Here is a 20,385-nt window from a genome sequence, read left to right as displayed (position 1 = left end):
GTTGTCTTGCCCTATGGCAGCACAGAGCGGTGAACCTCTGGTCGTAATCGACCATGTCAACAAACATTACGGTGAGCTTCACGTGCTCAAAGACATCTCCACCACAATTAAACGTGGCGAGGTAGTTGTCGTTATTGGGCCGAGTGGTTCGGGAAAGTCCACGCTCTGTCGTGCGATTAACCGGCTCGAGACCATTGACGACGGCACCATCACTATTGATGGCAAGTTGCTTCCCGAAGAGGGTGCTGGCCTCGCCAAGCTGCGCGCAGACGTCGGCATGGTGTTCCAGTCCTTCAACCTCTTCGCGCACAAGACGATTCTGGAGAACGTCACGCTTGGCCCGCGTCGGGTTCGCAAGCTCTCCAAGGCCGAGGCTGACAAGCACGCGATGGAGTTGCTCGACCGCGTTGGTATCGGCAACCAGGCATCCAAGATGCCTGCCCAGCTCTCCGGCGGACAGCAGCAGCGTGTTGCTATTGCCCGTTCGCTCGCGATGGACCCGAAGATCATCTTGCTCGATGAGCCCACGTCGGCTCTCGACCCCGAAATGATCAATGAGGTTCTGGATGTCATGGTGCAGCTCGCCAAAGACGGAATGACCATGCTTGTGGTTACCCACGAAATGGGCTTCGCGCGCAAGGCTGCCGACCGCGTCATCTTCATGGCGGATGGCGAGATCGTTGAAGAGGCCGAGCCCGAGCAGTTCTTCACCAACCCCCAGTCTCCGAGAGCGCAAGATTTCCTCTCGAAAATCCTTACCCACTAACTCAGCGGGTAATCCCCACAGCAGCAAGGAGAAACACATGAGACTCAAAAAAGGTCTGATGATTTCTGCCATCGCCGTCGTAGGTCTTCTTGGCCTCAGCGCATGTGCAGCAGACTCAGGAACAACTGATCCTGACGTCGTCGTTCCGGAGTTCGAAGCAGGCACCACGATGGCTGACCTCGCCGACGCCGGCAAGATCACCATCGGCACCAAGTTCGACCAGCCGCTGTTCGGTCTCAAGGGACCGTCGGGCGACCCCGTTGGTTTCGACGTCGAAATCGGCAAGATCATTGCTGCTTCGCTGGGTATTAGTGAAGACAACATTGAGTGGAAAGAGACTGTTTCCGCTAACCGCGAGTCGTTCATCGAGAACGGCACTGTCGACATCGTGATCGCTACTTACACGATCAACGACACTCGCAAGGAAGTTATCTCCTTCGCTGGTCCTTACTACAACGCAGGCCAGGACATCCTTGTTCTTGCAGACAACCCCGAGGGCATCACTGGCCCCGAGGACCTCGCAGGCATGGACGTCTGCAGCGTTGCCGGTTCGACCTCAGAGAAGAACATTGCTGAGTACGACGTCAAGCTCATCACCACTGACGCTTACTCCGCTTGCCTCGAGCCGCTTCGTAGCGGCAAGGTTGTCGCTGTTACCACTGACAACGTGATCTTGGCCGGCCTTGCCGACCAGAACGCTGGCGAGTTCGAAGTTCTCAGCAACCCGTTCACCGAAGAGCCTTACGGCATCGGTCTTGGTTACGATGATGACGCCTTCCGCGACTACATCAACGACGTTCTCGAGACCTCGTACTCCGACGGTTCGTGGGATGCGGCTTGGGAAGCAACTGCAGGCCAGGTCCTGAAGCTCCCGACCCCGCCCGCTGTAGACCGCTACAGCAACTAGTGTGCTCGGTGCCCGTCCGCGGCTAACGCGGGCGGGCACCTTCCACGCCATATTCATTTACTTTCCAGGAGGCCCGGATGGACGTCATCACTAACGCGATCGACGCCCTTGTCGATATAACGCCGCTCTACATGCAGGGCTTTCTTCTGACGTTGGCCCTGTTGGGCATTGCCGGCGTCGGCGCGTTTATCCTCGGGATTCTCATCGCAGCGATGCGTATTTCGCCGGTTCCTTCTTTGCGTGTTTTCGCAACGGTCTACACCGAGCTACTTCGCAACATCCCGTTGCTTCTCGTCTTGTTCTTCTGCGCTTTTGTGCTTCCCATTCTCGGTGTTGACCTCGACTACTTCCTCTTGGCTGCCCTCGGCCTGACGCTCTACACCTCTCCCTTCGTTGCTGAAGCTGTCCGTTCCGGGTTCAACGGTGTTCCCGTCGGTCAAGCCGAAGCTGCCCGCAGCGTCGGCATGGGATTCACTCAGACAGTTGGCCTCGTGATTCTTCCGCAGGCAAGCCGCATGGTCGTCCCGCCGCTCATCAACGTGTTCATCGCGTTGACCAAAAACACTTCGGTGGCGGGAGCCTTCTTCGTCAACGAGCTCTTCAAAGCAACCGGCGCTGCGTCTCGTGACCACGGTGACTTGGTACTGCTCACCCTGATTTACGCCGCTGCGCTTTACTTAGCAATCACTATTCCGCTCGGGCTGATAGCCGGAGCGATTGAGAAGAAGGTTATGGTGCTGCGATGAGCGCGAGCGTACTGTACGACGCCCCCGGTCCTAAGACCCGGCGCAACTCGGCCATCGCATCTGTTGTCGGTGCCCTACTGATCATCGGCCTCATTGTCTGGGTCTACTTCATCCTCGCGGCACCCCGCGTCAGTGCTAACGGTGCCGAGCAGCCTGGTCTTTTCGATCCGTCGCGAACCGACATCCTCTCCGACCCTGAAATCTGGGGCGCTTTTGGCCGCGGAGTGCTCAATACTCTGCGCATGGCGGGAGTCGCGGCAGTGCTCGCGATCATCATCGGAATTCTGTTCTCCTTTGGCCGCACCGCGGCATCCAAGTGGGTCCGTATTCCCACATCGATCGCCCTCGAGATCTTCCGCGGTATGCCACTGCTGCTTCTGATCTTCTTCGTCTTCCTGATGTTCTCCACCGGTGGGTACTGGGCCGGAGTGCTTGGACTCGCGATTTACAACGGTGCCATTATCGGTGAAGCGCTACGAGCAGGCATTAGCTCGTTGCCTAAGGGGCAACGTGAGGGTGGGCTTTCCGTCGGGCTCACTTCGCTGCAGACCCGCTTCATCATCGAGTTTCCGCAGGCGTTCCGACAGATGCTGCCGATCATTTTGGCGCAGCTCGTCGTTCTGCTCAAGGACACATCGCTGGCGTATGTGGTCGCGTACCCGGAGCTTTCGCGCACGATCAAGGAACTTCAAAACTTCTACGGCAGCCGGTACGTCTTCACGCTGTTCGCTATTGGTTTGGTTATCTACCTCGTCATGAACCTCACCCTGTCCTACATTGCTCGCTACGTTGCGAAGAAGAGCGGGCCGAAGGATGGCGAGACCACCCCGAATGCACCCAAGCAACCGGGCGTCGATGGCACCCGTGCCATCACGATGCCGCCGCGTGGTCACGCCAGCTACGGCGTCGACAATGGCAGCACTGGCGGCGGCGGGTACTAGCTCCGCAATGAGGGCGGCCTGCGACAGCGGTGTCGGCTAAACTCGGTTCTTGTGTCTGAACCCACCCCGATCACAGAACCAGCGGTAACCGCAGCGGTCGAAGCAGCTCTTGCTGCCATCGAATCCGCCGCGACAATGGCCGACCTCAAAACGGTGCGCGGCGCCCATCTTGCAGAGGGCTCGCCGCTCGCGGCGCTCAACGCTCAGATGAAGAACGTGGCCCCCGCCGATCGCGCTACCTCCGGCAAGCTCATCGGAGCAGCACGCGGCCGCGTCAACGGCGCGTTTAGCGCCCGCGAGGCCGAGTTGGCGGTTGCTGAAGAGCAAGCCAAGCTCGCGGCTGAAGCCGTGGATGTCACGGCCGTAGCCACCCGCTATGTGAAGGGTGCCCGGCATCCGCTCAGCCTGCTCATGGAACACATGAGCGACATCTTCGTCGGCATGGGCTGGGAGGTCGCGGAAGGCCCTGAGCTCGAAAACGAGTGGTTCAACTTCGACGCGCTCAACTTCGACGAAGACCACCCTGCGCGGGCCATGCAAGACACGTTCTTCATCGACCCCGTCGACTCGCACTTGCTGTTGCGCACGCACACGAGCCCGGTTCAGATCCGCTCCCTGCTTGAGCGTCCTCTCCCGGTTTACGTTGTCGCGCCCGGACGCGTGTTCCGCACCGACGAACTCGATGCGACCCACACTCCCGTCTTCCACCAGTTGGAGGGCATCGCGATCGATAAGGGCCTCACCATGGCCAACCTGCGGGGCACGCTCGAGCACCTCGCTCGCGCGATGTTCGGTGACGGCGCCCAGATTCGTCTGCGCCCCAACTACTTCCCCTTCACGGAGCCCAGCGCCGAAATGGACGTCTGGCAGCCCAACGCTAAGGGTGGCGCCCGCTGGGTGGAGTGGGGTGGCTGCGGCATGGTCAACCCCAACGTGCTGCGTGCGGCTGGCATCGACCCCGACGAGTACCAAGGCTTTGCTTTCGGTATGGGAATTGAGCGCACGCTGCAGTTCCGCAATGAAATGAATGACATGCGAGACATGGTCGAGGGCGATATTCGCTTCTCCCAGCAGTTCGGAATGGTGGTCTAATGAAAATTCCCATGAGTTGGTTGCGGGAATTCGTTGAGATCCCCGCAGACATTACCCACGAGCACGTTCACGCTGCGCTCGTTAAGGTCGGCTTTGAAGAAGAAGACGTCCACGGCTTCGATATCTCTGGTCCCGTCGTCGTTGGCCAGGTTCTCGAGTTCGTCGGTGAACCCCAGTCCAATGGCAAGACCATCAACTGGTGCCAGGTCGACGTGGGCGAAGCCGAACCTCGCGGCATCGTCTGTGGAGCGCACAACTTCGTCGTCGGCGACAAGGTCGTAGTTACTCTGCCCGGCTCCGTGCTTCCCGGCCCGTTCCCGATCGCTGCGCGCAAGACCTACGGCCACGTCTCGGACGGCATGATCGCCTCCACGCGCGAGCTTGGTCTCGGAGACGAGCACGACGGCATCCTCGTTCTGTCCACGCTAGGTCTCGACCCTGAGGTCGGCACGAGCGCGATTGAACTGCTCGGCCTTGACGACTTCGCGGTAGAGATCAACGTCACGCCCGACCGCGGTTATGCGATGTCGCTGCGCGGCGTCGCTCGCGAATACGCTCTCTCGACTGGGGCGACCTTCACTGACCCTGCTGACGCTCCCACGATTACCGCGGCGAGCGGTTTCCCCGTGGTCATCGCTGATAACGCTCCCATTCGTGGGCGCGACGGCGTACGAGCCTTCGTCACCCGCGTCGTGCGGAACGTGGATGTCACTAAGCCAACACCGTCGTGGATGATCACGCGGCTGACGCTTGCCGGCATCCGCTCGATCTCGCTCACGGTAGACGTGACCAACTACGTGATGCTCGAACTCGGGCAGCCGATTCACGCCTATGACCTCGACCGAGTGTCGGGTGGCCTCACGGTTCGCCGCGCTCAGGTGGGGGAGACCCTCACGACCCTCGACGACAAGTCGCGCACGCTCAATCCCGAAGACCTGCTCATCACCGATGAGTCCGGCCCCATCGGCTTGGCTGGCGTCATGGGCGGGGCAAGCACTGAAATCACGGATGCCTCCACCAACGTTCTGATTGAGGCTGCCAACTTCGAACCGATCTCGATCGCGCGCACGGCTCGCCGTCACAAGCTCGGCAGCGAAGCTTCGCGTCGTTTCGAGCGCGGTGTTGACCCGTTGGTCGCTCCCGCGGCCGCAGCGCGCGTCGTCGAGCTGCTGGTCGAGTTGGGTGGCGGAACTGTCGACGAGCTCGGCAGCGACCTGCTCGCCGACCATGCTGCAGATGTCGTTGACCTGCCCGAGGGCTACGCTCAGGGCCTCATCGGTGTGAACTACTCCGCTGATGAGATCACCGATTCGCTTCAGGCAATTGGCGCTGAAGTCACGGTTACCGACACTGGTTGGAGCGTGACCCCTCCGAGTTGGCGTCCCGACCTCGGTGATAAGACCACGCTCGTCGAAGAAGTTGCCCGCATCGTGGGCTACGACCGTATTCCGGCTGTCCTGCCGGTAGCCCCTCCGGGCCGCGGGCTCACGCGCGCCCAGCGCTTGCGACGCACCGTCTCTAACAGCCTCGCGGCATCCGGCCTCACCGAGGTCTTGGCCTACCCGTTCATCTCTCAGCACTCAAACGATCTCTTTGGTTCGCCGGAAGCTGGGGGAGCGACCACGATCAAACTCGCGAACGCCTTGGACCCGGATGCCGCAACCCTGCGTCGTTCGTTGCTACCGGGCCTCGCAGCAATCGCGCACCGCAATGTCTCTCGCGGGCTCACGGACCTTGCTCTCTTTGAAGTCGGAACAGTGTTCCTGCCCGAAGCGGGCCACCGTTACGGAAGTACCTCGTTGCCGCTCGGCTATGAGCTGCCCAGCGACGCCGCTCTCGCCGAACTGCGCGCGAGCATCCCCGAACAGCCCTGGCACGTTGCCGCGCTGTTCCTCGGTGATGCTGTTACGCGCCAGCCGAGCCAGCAGCCACTCTCTCGCGGGCTTGCGGATGCTCTCGCCACGGTTCAGCAGCTGGCGGCAACTCTCTCGGTCGACATCGACGTCGTGACGGGGAGCCATCAGGCGATGCACCCCGGTCGCACCGCCGAGCTTCGCGTGGGCGACCACACGGTCGGCTATGCCGGCGAATTGCTTCCTGCTTTGGCTCTTGAACTCGATTTGCCGCGCGTTGTTGCGGTTCTTGAGCTCGACCTCACCGTGCTGATCACGAGTGCTGCTGAAGATATCGCTGCGACGCCGATCATCTCTTACCCGGCCGCTACGCAAGATCTGTCTCTCGTGGTGCCGGTGGCTGTTCAGGCTGGCGAGTTGTTGGCCATCATTCGCGAGGGTGCAGGCGAACTTTTGGAGAACGTGCGGCTTGTCGATGACTACCGTGGCACCGGCATCCCGGAGTCACACAAGTCGCTGACTTTTGCGCTGCGTTTCCGTGCCAGCGACCGCACTCTCACTCAGGCAGAAGCGACCGATGCAAAGAACGCCGCGGTTGCTCTCGCCGGCGAACGCGTAGCCGCTGAGCTGCGCGAGTAACCTCCAGTTACGGCGAAAGCCGGTTGCCACTCACTGAGTAGCAACCGGCTTTCTGCGTTTGTCGATTAGCCTGCCGTGCGCTCTGGGCACTACTCTATAAATGTGACCGACTCCCGCACTTGCAGCCAGCGATTCTCGCTGAGCTTTGTGGTGCCGTCTTCGCCGGTTCTCCGCGGGGCTGACGAGCGACGATAGGCGGAGTTTCGCCACAACCCACGAGGTCGTGTGTGATTCGCCGCCGCAAGTGTTCTCGATTCCGAACCCACTGAAGGTAATTCCATGTCAATTTCGGTCGCTGTGGCCGGTGCCAGCGGTTATGCCGGTGGCGAGCTTCTTCGCCTGCTGTCCACCCATCCTGAGTTCGATGTCACGACAGTGACCGCGTTTAGTAACGCCGGTCAGCGTCTCATCGATGTGCAACCGCACTTGCGGTCTCTCGCACACCTTGTTTTCCAGCCGACGGAGCCCGAAGTGCTCGCCGGCCACGATGTTGTTTTCTTTGCTCTGCCACACGGCAAGTCGGGAGCGTTGACGGCTGAGCTCAGCCCCGACACTCTCGTCGTTGACTGTGGGGCCGATCACCGCCTGACCAGTGAAGACGACTGGGCTGCGTTCTACGGCGGCGAGTTCTACGGTGCCTGGGACTACGGGATGCCCGAACTGCTGCATGCCGCCGGGGGAACGCAACGTCAAGTCCTCGCCGGTTCGAAGCGTATTGCGGTGCCCGGCTGCAACGTGACGGCCATCACGCTGGGATTAGCTCCCGGCATCCGTTCCGCGTTGATCGAAGCAGAAGACATTGTTGCCGTTCTTGCGGTTGGACCGTCGGGGGCGGGCAAGAGCCTGAAAGTGAACCTCCTGGCGAGCGAAATGATGGGTTCAGCTTCGGCGTATGCCGTTGGTGGCACTCATCGCCACACTCCGGAGATCGCGCAGAACTTGAAGGTCGCCGGCGCGGAGACGGTGACGGTCTCGTTCACTCCCGTTCTCGTGCCCATGTCACGCGGCATCTTGGCGACCTCCACCGCGAAGCTCGCCGACGGGGTCACCGCAGCTCAGATTCGGGAAGCGTGGGAAACCGCGTATGCCGACGAGCCGTTCATCCATGTCCTCCCCGAAGGCCAGTTCCCGCGCACCGCTGATACGTTGGGCGCGAACACGGCCCTGATCGGGCTTGCGGTTGATGAAGCCGCTCGCCGTGTAGTCGTGGTCAGTGCAATCGACAATCTTGTTAAGGGCACCGCAGGCGCCGCCATTCAATCGACAAATATTGCGTTGGGCCTTGAGGAAACCCTCGGTCTGGCGCTGGACGGAGTAGCACCATGAGTGTCACATCAGCCGCAGGATTCGAAGCAGCCGGAGTCGAAGCGGGTCTCAAGGCGAGCGGTGGGCTCGACGTCGCCCTCGTCGTCAACCGTGGTCCACGCTTCGATGCAGCCGCCGTGTTCACGAGCAATCGTGCGCAGGCTCATCCCATCATCTGGTCCAAGCAGGTCATCGACGATGGCATCGCCACGGCGATCGCCCTCAACTCGGGCGGAGCCAACTGCTTCACGGGCCCGCAGGGTTTTCAGGTAACGCACGCTACGGCAGAGCACGTTGCTGAAGCGCTCGGGTCATCGGCGGGCGACATCCTCGTCTGTTCGACCGGTCTTATCGGCGAACCGCTTCCGCAAGACAAAGTGCTCGCCGGAATGTCGGCAGCGGTCAGTGCGCTCAGTGCTGACGGCGGCACCGACGCTTCGCTCGCGATCATGACCACAGACAGCAAGCCCAAAACTACTGTCGCGACCGGCACCGGCTACACCGTCGGCGGCATGGCCAAAGGGGCAGGGATGCTCGCGCCAGGCCTCGCGACAATGCTCGTAGTCATCACCACTGACGCCGTTGTCGCCGCAGCAGACCTTGACGCGGCCCTGCGGGAAGCCACTCGCGTGAGTTTCGACCGTCTCGACTCCGACGGCTGCATGTCGACCAACGACCAAGTAACACTGATGGCGTCCGGTGCCTCGGGCGTGACTCCGGATGCTGCAGAGTTTGCCGCACTTGTCACGAGCGTCTGCAGCGATCTGGCCGAACAACTGCAGGGCGATGCTGAGGGCGCAAGCCACGACATCCGCATCGAAGTTGTGGGCGCGCTCAGTGAAGACGACGCTGTTGTGGTCGGCCGTTCGGTTGCTCGCAATAATCTCTTCAAGGCCGCGATCTTCGGCAACGATCCCAACTGGGGCCGGGTGCTGGCTGCAATCGGAACCACGGATGCTGCCTTCGACCCCTACGCGGTCGATGTGTCGATGAACGGTGTGCGGGTCTGCCACGCGGGCGCCCCCGATCGTTCACGTGACGAGGTAGATCTCACGGGCCGTGCTGTGCACGTGCTGATCGATCTCGCGACGGGCGACGCCGAAGCGACCATCCTGACCAACGACCTCACGCACGATTACGTGCATGAGAACAGCGCGTACTCCAGCTGATGCCGGCTTTTACCCACGGCGCTGAACATGAGCAGGCCATGACCAAGGCGGGAGTGCTTATTGAGGCACTTCCGTGGTTGAAGCGTTTTCGCAACCGCATCATTGTGGTGAAGTTTGGCGGCAACGCCATGATCAACGACGAACTCAAGCGTGCCTTTGTGCAAGACATGGTTTATTTGCGTCTTGCTGGTGTTCGCCCCGTGATTGTTCACGGCGGCGGCCCCCAGATCACCAAGGAACTCAAGATTCGCGGTATCGAATCGGAGTTCCGTGCTGGTTACCGCGTGACGACAGAAGAGTCCATTGACGTGGTGCGGGATGTTCTCACCGACCAGGTGGGTGCAGAACTCGTTGATCTCATCAACGAGCACGGAGATCTTGCCAACGGTATTGCCGGTCATGAGCACTCTCTGTTCATCGGTGAGCGCATGATCAAGGAAATCGAAGGCAAGCGCGTCGATCTCGGACTCGTCGGTAACGTCACTGAGGTTGATCCTCAGCGCGTGCTCGACGTGTTGGCGAGTGACAACATCCCTGTTGTCTCCACGCTGGCTCAAGAAGCCGGCGAGATCGCCGATGATGCTTCGGGTTTGCTCAATGTGAACGCTGACTCTGCAGCGGCGGCGTTGGCGATTGCGCTCGACGCTGCCAAGCTCGTCATCCTCACGGATGTTGCTGGCTTGTACAGCGATTGGCCCAACCGCGAGTCGCTCGTCTCGATCATCAACACTGACGAGCTGCGTGAGCTGCTGCCGAGCCTCGAATCGGGCATGATCCCGAAGATGACCGCCTGCCTCGAAGCGGTGGATGCCGGAGTTCCGAAGGCCGCCATCATCGATGGTCGTGCCCCGCACTCGATCCTGCTCGAAGTATTCACGCAAGATGGAATTGGCACCGAGGTGGTACCCGCATGACTTGGAAAGATGACTACGCCCATCGCATGATGAACACGTTCGGTGTGCCGAAGGTGGAGCTCGTGCGCGGTGAAGGCTGCACCGTCTTCGATTCCGATGGCAAGCGCTACCTCGACTTTCTCGGCGGTATCGCGGTGAACTCCCTCGGCCACAATCACCCTGCCGTCGTGGGTGCGCTCACGAACCAAGCCAACCTACTTCACGTCTCGAACTTCTTCGCGACCGAACCGCAATTGGCACTCGCCGAACGTCTCCTTCGCATTTCTGGGGCGGGCGACGAAGGGCGCGTCTTCTTCGCTAACTCGGGCACCGAAGCCAACGAAGCGGCCGTTAAATTGGCGCGGCGCACTGGTCGCCCCCGCATCCTCTCGTTGAACGACTCGTTCCACGGTCGCTCGATCGGCGCGCTGTCGATCACGGGCAAGACTGCGCTTCGCGAACCCTTCGAACCACTGATGCCTAACGTTGATTTCATCGACACCACCATTGAGGCACTCGCCGCAGCGATCGGGCCGGATGTCGCAGCACTCTTCGTGGAGCCCATCAAGGGTGAAGCCGGCGTGCAACCGTTGCCCGAGGACTACCTCCAAGCAGCGCGAGAACTCACCACCCAACACGGTGTGCTGCTCATCGTCGACGAGATTCAGACCGGCGCCGGACGCACGGGAGACTGGTTTGGCTTCCAAGAGAGCGGCATTGTTCCTGACGCGATCACTCTCGCGAAGGGGATTGGCGGGGGAGTGCCTATTGGTGCTCTCGTGACCTTCGGGGCGGCATCCGCGCTCCTGCAGCCGGGTCAGCATGGCACCACTTTTGGCGGAAACCCGCTCGTGTGTGCCGTGAGCAACGCCGTGCTTGAGCACATCGAGAATGCTGATCTCGTCGCCAACGCTGCCGCGCGAGGCGTCGAGCTGCGCTCGGCTATCGACGCGATCGGCTCACCGCTGGTGAGTGAGTTGCGCGGTCGCGGTCTCCTGATCGGTATTGGGCTTTCGCAGCCCGTCGCTCAGCGAGTAGTGGCAGTGGCACTCGATCACGGGCTGATCGTCAACGCCCCCAACGAGTCGACAGTCCGACTCGCTCCGCCCCTCATTGTTGGCGATGCCGAAATCGCCGAATTCATTGACACGTTCAGCACGGTGCTGAACGAAGTAACCAACACAGCATCTACGGAGGCATCATGACCAGGCATTTTCTTCGTGACGATGACCTCAGCCCGGCTGAGCAACTCGAAATTCTCGATCTCGCCGAAAAAGTAAAAGCCGACCGTTGGGGGCGAAAGCCGCTAGCGGGTCCGCAGACCGTTGCTGTGATCTTCGACAAGTCGTCGACCCGCACGCGAGTGTCGTTCGCCGTCGGTATTGCCGACCTCGGTGGTTCGCCGCTCATCATTTCGACTGCCAACAGTCAGCTCGGCGGTAAGGAGACAGCCTCAGACACGGCTCGTGTTCTTGAGCGTCAGGTCGCCGCTATTGTCTGGCGCACCTATGGCCAAGAGGGACTCATTGAGATGGCGCACGGAACCCAGGTTCCCGTGATCAACGCTCTCAGCGACGAGTTCCACCCGTGCCAGTTGCTCGCTGACTTGCTCACGATCCGGGAACACAAGGGTGAGCTCAAGGGCTTGACCGTCACGTTCCTCGGTGATGGTGCGGACAACATGGTGCACTCCTACCTGCTCGCTGGCGCCACCGCGGGAATGCACGTGCGCATCGCGTGCCCCGAAGATTACCTACCGTTGGCGGATGTCGTCGCTGACGCGGAGAAGATCGCGGCATCCACGGGTGGTTCGATTTCAATTCTCACCGACGCGGCTGAAGCCGTGACGGGTGCGGATGTTGTTGTCACCGACACGTGGGTGTCGATGGGTAAAGAAGATGAGAAGGTCGCTCGCGTGGCTTCTCTTGGTGCATACAAGGTCGACACTGCGCTGATGGCGCTCGCTAAGCCAGACGCGATCTTCTTGCACTGCTTGCCTGCTGACCGCGGGTATGAGGTTGAGGCCGACGTGATCGACGGTCCGCAAAGTGTCATCTGGGATGAGGCAGAGAACCGCCTGCACGCCCAGAAGGCACTGATGATTTGGTTGCTCGAACAGGCTGCCTAGTTTTTGGCGGCATGAAGCCGCCGTTGTAGTTCCCTAAACTGATTCACGACGTCAAGGAGAAAAACATATGTCAGAACGCGTAGTTCTCGCCTACTCGGGCGGACTCGACACTTCAGTAGGTATCGGCTGGCTCAAGGACGCCACAGGCAAAGAGGTCGTCGCGCTCGCGATTGACGTCGGCCAGGGCGGCGAAAACATGGATGACATCCGTCAGCGCGCACTTGACTGTGGTGCTGTTGAGTCGATCGTTATCGATGCCAAAGATGAGTTCGCTGATGACTTCCTGATGCCAGCACTCAAGGCAAACGCGTTGTACCAGAAGCGTTACCCACTGGTTTCGGCTCTCAGCCGTCCGGTGATCTCGCGTCACCTTGCACTCACCGCCAAGGCTCTCGGCGCTGACAGCGTCGCTCACGGTTGCACCGGTAAGGGCAACGACCAGGTTCGCTTCGAGGCAGCTGTTGCGGCTCTCGCCCCCGACCTCACGAGCATCGCGCCGGTCCGCGACCTCGCGCTCACCCGTGACAAGGCGATCATCTACGCCGAAAAGCACAACCTTCCGATCCGCCAGTCCGCCGCGAGCCCTTACTCGATCGACAAGAACGTCTGGGGTCGCGCTGTCGAGACTGGATTCCTTGAGGACCCGTGGAACGCTCCGATTGAAGAGCTTTACGAGTACACCGCTGATCCTGCCGCTGGTCTGCCCGCCGACGAAGTGACCATCACTTTCGAAGCCGGAATTCCTGTCGCCATCGACGGCGTCGCGATGTCGGCTCTCGCCATCGTTGAGCACATGAATGCGCTCGCGGGCAAGCACGGCATCGGCCGCATCGACGTGGTCGAAGACCGCCTCATCGGTATCAAGAGCCGCGAGGTTTACGAAGCTCCCGGCGCGATGACTCTTATCGCCGCCCACGAAGAGCTTGAGTCACTCACGATCGAGCGTGACCTTTCCCGTTACAAGCGTGGAGTTGAGGCCGAATGGTCGAACCTCGTGTACGACGGACTCTGGTATTCAGGCCTCAAGCGTTCACTTGACGCGTTCATCGACGACACCCAGCGCTATGTCAGCGGAGAAATCCGTATGACACTCCACGCTGGCCGTGCGGTACCGACTGGCCGCAAGTCAGAGCAGAGCCTCTACGACTTCAGCCTCGCCACCTACGACACCGGTGACACGTTCGACCAGTCGCTCGCTAAGGGCTTCATCGAACTCTGGTCACTGCCGAGCAAGATCTCGGCTCGTCGCGACGCAAAGCAGGGCTAATCATGGCGCAATCTGCCGAAACTGGTGAGGGACAACTCTGGGGAGCCCGCTTCGCAAGTGGCCCTTCACCTGAGCTTGCCCGGTTGAGCAAATCGACTCACTTCGACTGGCAGCTTGCGCAGTATGACCTCGCCGGTTCGCGAGCGCACGCTGTTGCGCTCGCGGCCGCGGGGTACCTCGACGACGTTGAGCTCGAAACGATGACGGATGCCCTGACATCGTTGAGTGCAGCCGTTGCTGATGGCAGTTTTACCGCCCTCGAATCCGAGGAAGACGTTCACGCCGCTCTCGAGCGTGGGCTCATCGAGCGTGCGGGGGCTGAGGTCGGAGGCAAGCTCCGTGCCGGACGCAGCCGCAACGACCAAATCGCCACTCTGGTGCGCATGTACCTGCTCGACCATGCGGGCGCAATTGCCGCGATGGTTGTCGACCTGATTGACGCCATTGTGGCGCAGGCTGAGAAGCACGATGCGGCCATCATGCCGGGTCGTACCCACCTCCAACATGCGCAGCCAGTGCTGCTCGCGCATCATTTGCTCGCGCACGCGTGGCCTCTGGTGCGCACGCTAGAGCGCTTGCGGGACTGGAAAGTTCGCGCATCCACATCGCCGTATGGTTCTGGTGCGCTTGCGGGCAGCACGCTGGGGCTCGACCCCGCGCTGGTCGCTCGGGAGCTGGGGCTTGCTCGCCCCACCGAAAACTCGATCGATGCCACCGCGAGCCGCGATGTCGTGGCAGAGTTCGCGTTCATTACCGCGCAGCTCGGCATTGACATTTCGCGACTCAGTGAAGAGATCATTCTCTGGAACACGCGCGAGTTCGATTTCGTGCAGCTCGATGACGCGTATTCCACGGGGTCGTCGATCATGCCCCAGAAGAAGAACCCTGACATCGCTGAGCTTGCTCGGGGCAAGTCTGGTCGCCTTATTGGTAACCTCACGGGCCTGCTTGCCACGCTCAAGGCGTTGCCGCTCGCGTACAACCGCGATCTTCAGGAAGACAAAGAGCCCGTGTTCGACTCCGTCGAGACTCTCGAAGTGCTCTTGCCGGCGTTCACTGGCATGGTGGCAACGCTGCGCTTCAACACTGAGCGCATGGCCGAGCTTGCTCCTCAGGGGTTCTCCTTGGCGACGGATGTTGCTGACTGGCTGGTTCGCCAGCATGTTCCGTTCCGCGAAGCCCACGAAATCAGCGGTTCCCTCGTGCGTTTCTGTGAAGACAACTCGCTCGAACTCCACGAACCGACCGATGACGACTACGCCGCCATTTCACCTCACCTCACGGGTGATGTGCGCGCGGTTCTTACGGTGGAGGGTTCGGTGTCGAGCCGTGCCGGCGTCGGCGGAACTGCTCCCGTGCGCGTTGCGGAGCAGCGTGCCGAGCTCACCGAGCGTGTTCGCGTGCTCGCGTCTGCTCTCGATCCGCAGGTCATCCGCTAGACGTGTTCGAACTGCTCAGCAGGCCGGCGACTGAGGTTGCTCCGCTCTTGCTGGGTGCTGTCGTGCGCGTCGGTGAGGTCGCGGTGCGGCTCACCGAGGTCGAGGCGTACATGGGCGAAGTCGATCCTGGTTCTCACGCTTTTCGAGGGCCGGGCAAGCGCAATGCCGTCATGTACGGCCCGCCCGGCCATCTCTACACCTACGGGATGCACACGTGCGCGAATGTGGTGTGCATGCCTGAGGGCGTTGCCTCGGGGATTCTGCTGCGCGCGGGCGAAGTGATCGAGGGGATGGATGTCGCGGCCGAACGTCGCGCAACATCCAAGAAGCCGGCCGATCTCGCTATGGGGCCAGCACGCCTCGCGGTGGCGCTCGGCATCCGGCTGGATGACGCGGGAACCAACCTGGAGTCGGGTCGTGTCCGCCTAGAACTGCCTCGGTCGCAGTCTCTGTTTAGCGCTGGTCCGCGCACGGGCGTTGCGGGTGTTGGCGGCACCGACGAGTATCCGTGGCGCTTCTGGATTCCGGGGGAGCCGAGCGTGTCTCCGTATCGCCCCGCAGCGAAACGTAAGCGCAGCTAATGGCCCGCTTCACACCGCTTGAGCAGCGGATTGATGAGTGGGCGCATCGGCGTCTCGACCGGGTGCGCGGTGCGGCCGCGAACCCGCAATCCGCCAGCACGAGCGCGCGGTCGCAGCGCCTCCGCACGTGGGCTATTGAGTTCACGGTGTTCGTGCTCAAGCAAGCCTGGGCTTGCGTGTTCGGGGGAGCACTACTCGCCGTTCTCGTGCTCACGCGCCTCTGGTATCCAGAGTCGGCGGCCCTCGCCCGCAACGACTTTCTGGTGTTGGCTGCTCTCGCCATCCAAGTTCTCATGGTGGTCTTCAAGCTGGAGACACTGCGCGAACTGCGGGTTATCATCCTGTTCCACATTGTGGGAACGATGATGGAGATCTTCAAAACGGATGCCGGATCGTGGACCTATGAGGGCGACGGCGTGCTGCACATCTTCGGCGTCCCGCTCTATAGCGGCTTCATGTATGCGGCGGTCGGCTCGTATATGGTGCGTGTGTTCCGCCTCTTCGAGCTTCGCTTCGATCGCTATCCGCGGCGCTGGATCACCGCGATCGTGGCCACGTTGATCTACATCAACTTCTTCAGCCACCATTTCATCGTCGACGTTCGGTGGTTCCTTTTCGCGGCCATCGTGGTGGTCTGGTGGCGCACCGTCATGCACGTCAGGGTGTCGCGGGCGCGGTTCCGGATGCCCGTGCTGGTCGCCTTCGTGTTGGTCTCGATCTTCATCTGGATCGCGGAGAACGTGGCAACCTGGTCGAATGCGTGGGTGTACCCGAATCAGTCGGACGGTTGGGAACTCGTATCGATCGCGAAGCTTGGTTCGTGGCTCCTGTTGATGATCGTCTCGGTGGTGCTCGTGACATGGGTCGAGAAGCCGCGGCCTCCCGAGTCGCTCAGCGAAATCGCTCAGCAGCAACCGTAGGCAGAAGACCCACGAGCGGGTTTAGCGTCCGACGAGCAGCGCCGCGGTGCACAAGCCGGCCCACACCAGGCTCACGAGGGTGCCGATGATGAATCGTTCGCGCGCGGCCGCATTTTCCAGTTCGGCGAAACGACCGAGTCCTTTGATGGCGACAATGACGGCGATCGCGCCGGGCTGCCACACCATGAACGAGGCGATGAAGGCGAAGCGTTCGAGGTAACCGATCGTGGTTCCGCCGCGCAAGATTTCGCGTTCGGGCAGGGGCGAGTCGGCGTCGATCACGAGAATGCCGCCGTGCTCACCACGGGGCGCCGGATACGAGGCAAGCGAGAGCACGAGTGCCACGAGGGGGCTACCCGCAATGGTCGCGAGGGCGACGAGGGCTGCGCTGAGCAAGATGACGAGTCCAGAGGCATCACCCGGTAAAGGGTTTCCGGTCGATCCCAGAATGAGGGCAATTCCGACGGGCAGCAGTGAGACGGTGGCGAGCCAATACTTGTCGGTGCGGGCCGCAACCATGGATGCACCAATCGCTCCGATTGTGAGAACGAGTACCGCGATCCACCAGCCGATCATGACGTGCCTTCCTCTGCGCTGAGCGCGTTGTCGGTTACTACTCCACTGTGTGCTTTGTCGAGCAGGTTCGCAAGAGCTCGAACGGCATCTTCTTCGGTGCGTAGTCCGGCGACAAGCGCGCGCTGGCTGGCTGACTGTGGCGAGATGCCGATTCGTTCAGCAGCATCGGCTTGAGTGATGCCGGTGCTGAGCAGGTCGTAGAGTTCCCAACCGTTGGCGGTGCGCCGGTTGCGCAGCAAAATCAACAGTTCGAGGAGCGGTTCGATGTCGTGAGCCAACTCGCTCGAGGGGTCGGATTCGACGGCGCATTTGGCTGGACTCTTTTTGGCGCGGTCGATGGCTTCGCGGGCGGCGAGAAAAGCGCGTCCGCTGGTCGCGCGCACCGTGGTTCCGTAGGGGAGCGGCACTGCTCCGATCCCGATTCCCACGCTCCACTGTTCCGTGCGGGTGAGTTCGAGCGTGATGTCGAGGGCGGCCTGTGCCGAGGTCAGCAGCATCTGGGCTTCGTCTCCGGCGGTGCGTTCGGCGGGCAGGGCGAGGTCATCCGCGCGCTCGATATTGATGCGCTGCAGGGTATGAGCCACGGCATCCGCGCTCCTGCGGCTGTTTCGTTGGTCTGCTGTAATCACGAACATAACTAAAGGCTACAGCATTGATTTCTCAACATCAGGCCCACAAGCCTGATTCCCCACAATCAGTGCCCCAGCATTGTGGATGCCGCTACTTTCGCTGCTCTCACCACTGCGGTATTAGGCACTACGGTTAATGACGTGTCAGCGACAGCATCAGAATCCCTCAGTACTCAGAACAACGACAGCTCCTTCGAGAGTCTGTGGCAAGAACTCACGTGGCGTGGCCTCGTGCATGTCTCCACCGACGCGGATGCCCTTGAGAAGCTTCTCGATGGCGACCCCATCACGTACTACTGCGGATTCGATCCCACGGCACCCAGTCTTCACCTGGGCAATCTCGTGCAACTGCTTCTGCTGCGCCGCCTTCAGCTGGCCGGCCACAAGCCCCTCGGGCTCGTCGGGGGAGCGACCGGTCTTATCGGCGACCCACGCCCCACGGCCGAGCGCACCCTCAACGACAACGAAACGGTCGCCGAGTGGGTCAGTTACTTGCAAGCCCAAGTCTCCAAGTTCTTGAGCACCGAGGGCGACAACGCGGTGCGGATGGTCAACAACCTCGACTGGACAGCGCCGATGAGCGCGATCGATTTTCTGCGCGATGTCGGCAAGTACTTCCGAGTCGGCACGATGATCAAGAAGGATGCCGTCAGCGCGCGCCTCAACAGCGACGCAGGCATCAGCTACACGGAGTTCAGCTACCAAGTCATGCAGGGCATGGACTTCTTGGAGCTCTACCGCAACTACGACTGCGTATTGCAGACCGGGGGCAGCGACCAGTGGGGCAACCTCACAAGCGGTAGCGACCTCATCCACAAGGCTGAGGGCGCGAGCGTTCACGCCATCGGTACCCCGCTCATCACCAACTCAGATGGCACCAAGTTCGGCAAGAGCGAAGGCAACGCCATTTGGCTCGACTCGAATATGACGAGTCCGTACGCGTTCTACCAGTTCTGGCTCAATACCGACGATGCGGATGTCATTGAGCGCGTGAAGATCTTCACGTTCTTGTCGCGCGATCAGATTACGGCTCTCGAGACCGCTGTCGCTGAGGCGCCGTTTAGGCGTGAAGCACAGAAGACTCTCGCGTACGAAGTCACGTCTCTCGTGCACGGTCGCGCGGCAACGGACGCGGCGATTGCTGCTTCTGCTGCTCTGTTCGGCCAGGGCGAATTGGCCTCATTGGATGCCGACACTCTTGCCGCAGCATTGCGAGAACTTGCCCACGTCGAGACGGCAGCGGATGCGACTGTTGTGCAGTTGCTCATCGACACGAAGCTGGTGTCGAGTGCGAGTGAAGCACGTCGCGCAATTTCGCAGGGCGGCGTTTACCTCAACAACGTTGCGGTAGCGGATGACCAAGCGACGGTTGGCGGCGATCTTCTCGCCGGAAACGTGGCGGTTCTCCGTCGCGGCAAGAAGACTCTCGCGGGAATCTTCGTCACTTCCTAGACCCAGGGCTGGCGCGGCTGAGTGTTCCCAGCCCGCCGGTGTCGTCCGATGGCCGTACCCTGATCGCATGTCACGCATTCTTTTCGAAACCGCGTCCACCCTCAACGGCTACCTTGCCGATGAGGCTGATTCTCTCGACTGGCTGTTAGCGGTGCCTAGTGACGAGGCGCCGGAGGTTGCGCCTACCGCGACAGTCCAGGTCGAGGGGTCGACCACCTACGAGTGGGTGCTCAAGCAAGAAGACCTGATTGCGCAGCCACACAAGTGGGCAGAATATTTCGGCAACAAGCCGACCTTCGTGTTCACTACGCGTGATCTGCCTGTGCCGGAAGGTGCAGACGTGCGTTTCGTCCACGGCAATGTTGCGCATGCCCTGCCCGCCATTCGCGAAGCGGCTGGTGATGGCGACATCTGGATCGTGGGCGGGGGAGATCTCGCCGCCCAGTTCTTCGATGCCGGCGCTCTCGATGAGATCTCGATCTCGTTCGCTCCCGCGACGGTCATCGGTGGGGCGCCGCTTTTCCCTCGGATGCTGGGTTCTGATCGTCTGCGGTTGACGTCAGCTGCTGCTGTCGGTCAGTTCGCTCACCTGGTTTACGAAGTCCGGCCGCGGGAGTAGTTCACTCTGGTGCCCAGACGAAGGTCGTCGAAAACCATCACCCTTCACCGCAAGGTCTGACCACAGTGCAGTGTTTGCGGGCCCTCATCTTTGTGACACGCCCGGGATGCAGTCGGTGTTGGTGGGGCGTCGAGAATGCACGTAATGTTTCCTCTTGTCACCCCAAAGGTGCGGAAGTCCCGGGCAGTTCTGCTGCTAGGTTTCCGGCCTCAAGTGGGGGCCACCATCCTCTAAATCTGTTATAGTTTTAGTCCGGTCAGGTAGCGGAGTTCCTCATGTAGGTTCCGTCATCGGATCGTTGGATGTCTTCCCGCTTCACGCGTGTGTCGATCTGTTGTTTGTGTGCCGTTCTGGTTCGCTTCATTGGATTTGACAGCAACGCTGAAGCTGGTAAGTTAGACAGGTTGCCTTTCGCTTTCAGCGGAGGTTGCCAACATAGGTTTTGAAAGCCCTGGGGTGAAGC

General features: G+C 61.0%; 19 protein-coding genes. 17 read left to right on the top strand and 2 right to left on the bottom strand.

What is annotated here, in order from left to right; all coding sequences use genetic code 11:
* The first annotated feature begins 37 nt into the window (after nucleotides 1-37).
* The 15 genes from I6E81_RS13075 (at nucleotide 38) to I6E81_RS13005 (ending at nucleotide 16,646) form a co-directional block, all read left to right on the top strand.
* The gene (locus tag I6E81_RS13075) at nucleotides 38-766 is read left to right on the top strand and encodes an amino acid ABC transporter ATP-binding protein (protein WP_231604395.1); all 729 of its coding nucleotides are present in this window, start codon (nucleotides 38-40) and stop codon (nucleotides 764-766) included.
* Between the two features lie 37 nt (nucleotides 767-803).
* Nucleotides 804-1,673, top strand: coding sequence for a glutamate ABC transporter substrate-binding protein (locus I6E81_RS13070; protein ID WP_197108651.1), 870 nt, complete (start codon nucleotides 804-806; stop codon nucleotides 1,671-1,673).
* 77 nt (nucleotides 1,674-1,750) lie between these two features.
* Nucleotides 1,751-2,419 carry an amino acid ABC transporter permease gene (locus I6E81_RS13065; protein ID WP_197108649.1) on the top strand — a complete coding sequence of 223 codons (669 nt, stop codon included), beginning with the start codon at nucleotides 1,751-1,753 and terminating at the stop codon, nucleotides 2,417-2,419.
* Nucleotides 2,416-3,360, top strand: a complete 945-nt coding sequence (locus I6E81_RS13060) for an amino acid ABC transporter permease (protein WP_197108647.1) — start codon at nucleotides 2,416-2,418, stop codon at nucleotides 3,358-3,360. Before I6E81_RS13065 ends, I6E81_RS13060 begins: the two co-directional genes overlap by 4 nt.
* Before the next feature lie 51 nt (nucleotides 3,361-3,411).
* Entirely contained in the window at nucleotides 3,412-4,452 is a 1,041-nt protein-coding gene (gene pheS, locus I6E81_RS13055) for a phenylalanine--tRNA ligase subunit alpha (RefSeq protein ID WP_197108645.1), read from the top strand.
* Nucleotides 4,452-6,944, top strand: coding sequence for a phenylalanine--tRNA ligase subunit beta (pheT, locus tag I6E81_RS13050; RefSeq protein WP_197108643.1), 2,493 nt, complete (start codon nucleotides 4,452-4,454; stop codon nucleotides 6,942-6,944). Before pheS ends, pheT begins: the two co-directional genes overlap by 1 nt.
* A gap of 279 nt (nucleotides 6,945-7,223) precedes the next feature.
* The gene (gene argC, locus I6E81_RS13045; RefSeq protein ID WP_197108641.1) at nucleotides 7,224-8,270 is read left to right on the top strand and encodes an N-acetyl-gamma-glutamyl-phosphate reductase; all 1,047 of its coding nucleotides are present in this window, start codon (nucleotides 7,224-7,226) and stop codon (nucleotides 8,268-8,270) included.
* Complete coding sequence (argJ, locus tag I6E81_RS13040) at nucleotides 8,267-9,418, top strand: bifunctional glutamate N-acetyltransferase/amino-acid acetyltransferase ArgJ (RefSeq protein ID WP_197108639.1); 1,152 nt, start codon at nucleotides 8,267-8,269, stop codon at nucleotides 9,416-9,418. Before argC ends, argJ begins: the two co-directional genes overlap by 4 nt.
* Nucleotides 9,418-10,332 carry an acetylglutamate kinase gene (argB, locus tag I6E81_RS13035; RefSeq protein ID WP_100390107.1) on the top strand — a complete coding sequence of 305 codons (915 nt, stop codon included), beginning with the start codon at nucleotides 9,418-9,420 and terminating at the stop codon, nucleotides 10,330-10,332. The genes argJ and argB overlap by 1 nt, the downstream gene beginning before the upstream one ends.
* Nucleotides 10,329-11,516, top strand: a complete 1,188-nt coding sequence (locus I6E81_RS13030) for an acetylornithine transaminase (protein ID WP_197108637.1) — start codon at nucleotides 10,329-10,331, stop codon at nucleotides 11,514-11,516. The genes argB and I6E81_RS13030 overlap by 4 nt, the downstream gene beginning before the upstream one ends.
* The gene (gene argF, locus I6E81_RS13025) at nucleotides 11,513-12,439 is read left to right on the top strand and encodes an ornithine carbamoyltransferase (RefSeq protein WP_197108635.1); all 927 of its coding nucleotides are present in this window, start codon (nucleotides 11,513-11,515) and stop codon (nucleotides 12,437-12,439) included. The genes I6E81_RS13030 and argF overlap by 4 nt, the downstream gene beginning before the upstream one ends.
* Nucleotides 12,440-12,506: 67 nt before the next feature.
* Complete coding sequence (locus I6E81_RS13020; RefSeq protein ID WP_197108627.1) at nucleotides 12,507-13,706, top strand: argininosuccinate synthase; 1,200 nt, start codon at nucleotides 12,507-12,509, stop codon at nucleotides 13,704-13,706.
* Nucleotides 13,707-13,708: 2 nt separating this feature from the next.
* Nucleotides 13,709-15,145: an argininosuccinate lyase gene (gene argH / locus I6E81_RS13015; RefSeq protein ID WP_197108625.1), complete on the top strand. Its 1,437-nt coding sequence runs from the start codon at nucleotides 13,709-13,711 to the stop codon at nucleotides 15,143-15,145.
* Between the two features lie 2 nt (nucleotides 15,146-15,147).
* Complete coding sequence (locus I6E81_RS13010; RefSeq protein WP_197108623.1) at nucleotides 15,148-15,726, top strand: DNA-3-methyladenine glycosylase; 579 nt, start codon at nucleotides 15,148-15,150, stop codon at nucleotides 15,724-15,726.
* Nucleotides 15,726-16,646 carry a DUF817 domain-containing protein gene (locus tag I6E81_RS13005; RefSeq protein WP_197108622.1) on the top strand — a complete coding sequence of 307 codons (921 nt, stop codon included), beginning with the start codon at nucleotides 15,726-15,728 and terminating at the stop codon, nucleotides 16,644-16,646. Before I6E81_RS13010 ends, I6E81_RS13005 begins: the two co-directional genes overlap by 1 nt.
* A 21-nt stretch (nucleotides 16,647-16,667) precedes the next feature.
* On the opposite strand, the gene I6E81_RS13000 is transcribed toward I6E81_RS13005, so the two are convergent.
* Together I6E81_RS13000 and I6E81_RS12995 are read right to left on the bottom strand one after the other, a co-directional pair.
* A complete protein-coding gene (locus tag I6E81_RS13000) occupies nucleotides 16,668-17,222 on the bottom strand; it encodes a hypothetical protein (protein WP_197108620.1) in 555 nt (184 codons plus the stop codon).
* A complete protein-coding gene (locus I6E81_RS12995) occupies nucleotides 17,219-17,806 on the bottom strand; it encodes a DNA-binding protein (RefSeq protein WP_307784168.1) in 588 nt (195 codons plus the stop codon). The genes I6E81_RS13000 and I6E81_RS12995 overlap by 4 nt, the downstream gene beginning before the upstream one ends.
* A 186-nt stretch (nucleotides 17,807-17,992) precedes the next feature.
* Between I6E81_RS12995 and tyrS the strand changes: the two genes are divergently transcribed.
* Together tyrS and I6E81_RS12985 are read left to right on the top strand one after the other, a co-directional pair.
* Nucleotides 17,993-19,303, top strand: a complete 1,311-nt coding sequence (tyrS, locus tag I6E81_RS12990; RefSeq protein WP_197108618.1) for a tyrosine--tRNA ligase — start codon at nucleotides 17,993-17,995, stop codon at nucleotides 19,301-19,303.
* Between the two features lie 67 nt (nucleotides 19,304-19,370).
* Nucleotides 19,371-19,922, top strand: coding sequence for a dihydrofolate reductase family protein (locus I6E81_RS12985; RefSeq protein ID WP_197108616.1), 552 nt, complete (start codon nucleotides 19,371-19,373; stop codon nucleotides 19,920-19,922).
* Nucleotides 19,923-20,385 lie beyond the last annotated feature (463 nt).

It is taken from the genome of Salinibacterium sp. NG22, from assembly GCF_015864925.1.
GTDB lineage: Bacteria > Actinomycetota > Actinomycetes > Actinomycetales > Microbacteriaceae > Rhodoglobus.
The sequence above is the reverse complement of the archived record's forward strand: the minus strand, read 5'-3'. Positions and strand labels throughout refer to the sequence as shown.